The following is a 3,452-nucleotide window of genomic DNA, read 5'->3' on the forward strand; positions in this document are numbered from 1 at the left end:
AACCACGACCATGAACGCGAAGGACCAGGGGAGGCGCAGCACGTGGCCGGCCAGCAGCAGGAGCGGGAACGCCAGCCAGACGAACTCCGCGGACAGGGCGAGCATCCCGACCCAGATCGCGAGCAGCCCCAGCATCCACCAGACGGCGGCGCGCTTGTGCGCGAACCCCGCGCCGGCGCCGTACCAGGCGAGGTATACGGCTGCGGCGAGCAGAACCGGCAGCAGCTCCCCCTCGATGCCCGCGCGCGCCGCGGTGACGACGACCAGCACCACCGTGATCAGGTGCAGGGCGAACCGCGCACCGCGCAGCATCCGCTGACGGGCGGATCCGGATGCGCTGCTCATGCTCCGATTCTCCCGTGCAGGCGGGGACTCTGCCCAGTGCGGCGCCTCGTTCGTTCGATGGATGCGCCACAGGGTGGATGCGCGCAGGCTGAGATCATGACCGCTTCTGCCGACATCGCCACTCCGTCCTCCTCCGCGCCCGCACAGCGACGCGCCCTCACCCAGCTCTTCGTCGCCGCCGTGGTCTGGATCGCGCTGGGTCTGGTGGCGGGGCTGTTCTACCGGGAGTTCACGAAGGCGCAGGGCTTTCCCGATGGAGTGAGCGGGCAGCTCGCGCTGGTGCACACCCATCTGCTCGCGCTCGGCGCGCTCGTGACGCTCATCGTGCTCGCGCTCGAGAAGACGTTCGCGCTGTCCGCGAGTCGCCTATTCTCGTGGTTCTTCTGGATCTACAACGCCGGCGTGCTCGTGACGGGCGCGATGATGACCTGGCACGGAATCCTCGACGTGCTCAAGGTCGAGGCGTCGAAGGCGATCTCCGGCATCGCCGGCGCCGGTCACATCCTGATCGGAGCGGCCTTCGTGCTCCTGCTGATCACTCTGTGGAAGGGGATCCGTCGGGCGGCCTGACCTCCGGAGGAACGGCCGCATCCCGCGGGCGCGGCGTCACCGGGGGCGGCGTCGCGGGCGTCACCGGCGGCACCGGCTCAGCGGTCAGCTCCACCGCGGTCTCGTCGACGGCGGCCCTGGGCCGCAGCCGGCCGCCGGTTCCGGCGAACCAGCACCCGATGATCACGAGCGGGAACCCGATGATCAGCCCGGGAGTGAGCGGCTCGGCGAGCACGATCGCGCCCAGGATGATCGCGATCACCGGGTTGACGTAGGTGAACAGCGGCGCGCGGACCGGGCCGACCTCCTTGATGAGGGCGAAGAAGGCGAGGAACGCGATCGCGGTGCAGACGACGCCCAGAGCGATCAGCGCGACGATCGACGGCACGGTCGGCACCGTGTGCTGCGTGAGCAGCGCGAGCGGCAGATAGAGGATCCCGATGAACAGCAGCGCGAGCGTGATCGTGCCGATCGACGGCACATGGCCGAGCTTGCGCGCGACGATGAACGGCGCCGTCGCATAGAGCACCGCCACGAGCAGCACCTCCCCCGCGGCGAGGAAGTCGACCTTGCCGCCCGTGAGACTGGGGCCCGCGACCACGACGCCGACGCCCACGAAACCGACGAGCAGGCCGATCAGCCGCGCCGGGCCCAGCACACTGCGGTCTCCGCCGCCGAGCGCGATGAGTGCCGCGAACAGGGGAACCGTGGCGACGAGCAGGCCCGTCAGACCGGAGGGCAGGGACTGCTCCGCATGACCGAGGAGGAAGAACGGGCCGGCCATCTCGATCAGGCCGAATGCGAGCACCCAGGGCCAGTGCTTCCACGCGGCCTTGATCGCGCCGCTGCGGATCGCGAACGGGAGCAGCAGCAGCGCCGCGATGAGGGTCCGCCCCGCGACCATCGCCGGCGGCGAGATCGACTCCACCACCACGCTGATGAGCAGGTACGGCACACCCCAGAGCAGGCACATCGCCCCGAAGAGCAGCCAGCCCCGCCGGGTGAAGCCGGTTCCGCTCACAGCACGCGCCGCCCCTCGAAGGCTCGTCCGAGGGTGACCTCGTCCGCGTACTCCAGGTCGCCGCCCACCGGCAGCCCCGATGCGAGACGCGAGACGGTGATCTGCATGGTGGTGAGCAGCCGGCTGAGGTAGCTCGCCGTCGCCTCGCCCTCGAGGTTCGGGTTCGTGGCGAGGATGACCTCCTGCACGGTGCCGTCGGCGAGCCGGGTCATCAGCTGCGCGATCCGCAGATCGTCGGGTCCGACACCGGCGATCGGGCTGATCGCGCCGCCGAGCACGTGGTACAGCCCGCGGAACTCGCGCGTGCGCTCGATCGCCGCAACGTCCTTGGCGTCCTCGACCACGCAGATCAGCGCGGCGTTGCGGCGCGGGTCGCGGCAGATCGCGCAGCGCTCCTGCTCCGCGACGTTGCCGCAGATCTCGCAGAACCGCACCCGCTCGCGCACCTCGACGAGCAGCTCGGAGAGCCGCTTCACGTCGAAGGAGGGCGTCTGCAGGATGTGGAACGCGATGCGCTGGGCGGACTTCGGGCCGATGCCCGGCAGGCGGCCGAACTCGTCGATCAGTTCCTGGACGATGCCGTCGTACATCTCGTGATCCTCATGATCGATCGTTCACTGCTCTGGTCGCCGCCGTCGCGGTTCTTCACTGGAACCGGGTCTGCGGCTCGTACGGCTCCTCGCGGAGGAACCTCGCGCCGAGCACCTGGCGCACCACCGCCTCACCGTAGCGCTGCACGCCCGGCGCGCCGGAGCGCGGGGCCCGCTCGACGACCGCCGGTGCGGGAGGCGCGGCACGCGGGGCGGGATCAGGCCGTGCGGAGGCCGGGGCCGCGGCAGGCGCCGGATCCGGTCGCGCGGCGGACGCGGGAGCCGGATCCGCTCCGCCGAGCTCGGATACGGCCTGTCCGACCGGAGCCAACGCGGGCTCGGGGGCGCCGTACGGATCGGGATCGGCGTCCGGTCCCGGGTCATCGGCGTCGTCGGGGAAGGGCGGCTCGTCGTCGAGGACGTCGCCGTCGTGCCCCGGCTCGTACCAGCCGGAGGCCGGCATCGCCTCGACGTCGGCCGGCTCCTCGTCGACCGGGAACTGCGCGACCCGCGGTGCGGCCGCCGGTTCGGCCGCGACGGACGCCGCAGGCTCGGTCGCCGCAGGCGCGGAGGCAGCCGCATCCGCGGGCGGAGCGGACTCGGGCTCCCCCTGCGGAATCGCGGCGACCGCCCACTCCGTGACCGGGGCGGCCGCCGTCGGCGCGGGGCGCTGCGGTGCGCGTGCCGTGCTCGACGAGGACCCCGCGGGCGCCTTCGCACCGGGCCCCCGCTCCTCGGGCTCGGACGAGGTCTGATCGGAGGGGCGCGGGGCCTTCCCGCTCTCGGCTAAGTTCCGCTCGGGAGCGGCCGAGGGCAGCGGGGCCGGCAGATATTTGACCTTGACGGCGAGCTCGCCCTCGATCGCCGTGCGCAGGTGATCGGACGGGCCGTCACCGGGCTTCGTCCCCTTGAACCGGGCGACGTCGTTCGGTCCGGGGAACCCGAGC

Annotated in this window: 3 protein-coding genes and 2 pseudogenes; 1 reads left to right on the top strand and 4 read right to left on the bottom strand. The window is 71.9% G+C overall.

Features of this window, described 5'->3' with window-relative positions; genetic code table 11:
* Window positions 1-345: pseudogene (locus B7X32_RS19515) on the bottom strand (sensor histidine kinase); the annotation flags it as partial.
* Window positions 346-441: 96 nt separating this feature from the next.
* Between B7X32_RS19515 and B7X32_RS19520 the strand changes: the two are divergent.
* A complete protein-coding gene (locus B7X32_RS19520) occupies window positions 442-915 on the top strand; it encodes a DUF2871 domain-containing protein (RefSeq protein ID WP_292723554.1) in 474 nt (157 codons plus the stop codon).
* Here the strand turns inward: B7X32_RS19520 and B7X32_RS19525 are convergent.
* The 3 genes and pseudogenes from B7X32_RS19525 to B7X32_RS19535 all read right to left on the bottom strand — a co-directional run.
* Complete coding sequence (locus B7X32_RS19525; RefSeq protein ID WP_292723556.1) at window positions 881-1,915, bottom strand: DMT family transporter; 1,035 nt, start codon at window positions 1,913-1,915, stop codon at window positions 881-883. The genes B7X32_RS19520 and B7X32_RS19525 overlap by 35 nt on opposite strands.
* On the bottom strand, window positions 1,912-2,505 hold the full coding sequence (gene recR, locus B7X32_RS19530) for a recombination mediator RecR (RefSeq protein WP_292723559.1): 594 nt from the start codon (window positions 2,503-2,505) through the stop codon (window positions 1,912-1,914). The genes B7X32_RS19525 and recR overlap by 4 nt, the downstream gene beginning before the upstream one ends.
* A 55-nt stretch (window positions 2,506-2,560) precedes the next feature.
* Window positions 2,561-3,452 (bottom strand): annotated as a pseudogene (locus B7X32_RS19535) (hypothetical protein); the annotation flags it as partial.

Origin of the sequence: Microbacterium sp. 13-71-7 (genome assembly GCF_002257455.1) — a bacterium.
GTDB lineage: Bacteria > Actinomycetota > Actinomycetes > Actinomycetales > Microbacteriaceae > Microbacterium.

Bases quoted from the DNA above. Each gene is read 5' to 3' on its own strand.
- B7X32_RS19520 (WP_292723554.1), top strand. From the start codon at position 442: ATGACCGCTTCTGCCGACATCGCCACTCCGTCCTCCTCCGCGCCCGCA.
- recR (WP_292723559.1), bottom strand. From the start codon at position 2,505: ATGTACGACGGCATCGTCCAGGAACTGATCGACGAGTTCGGCCGCCTG.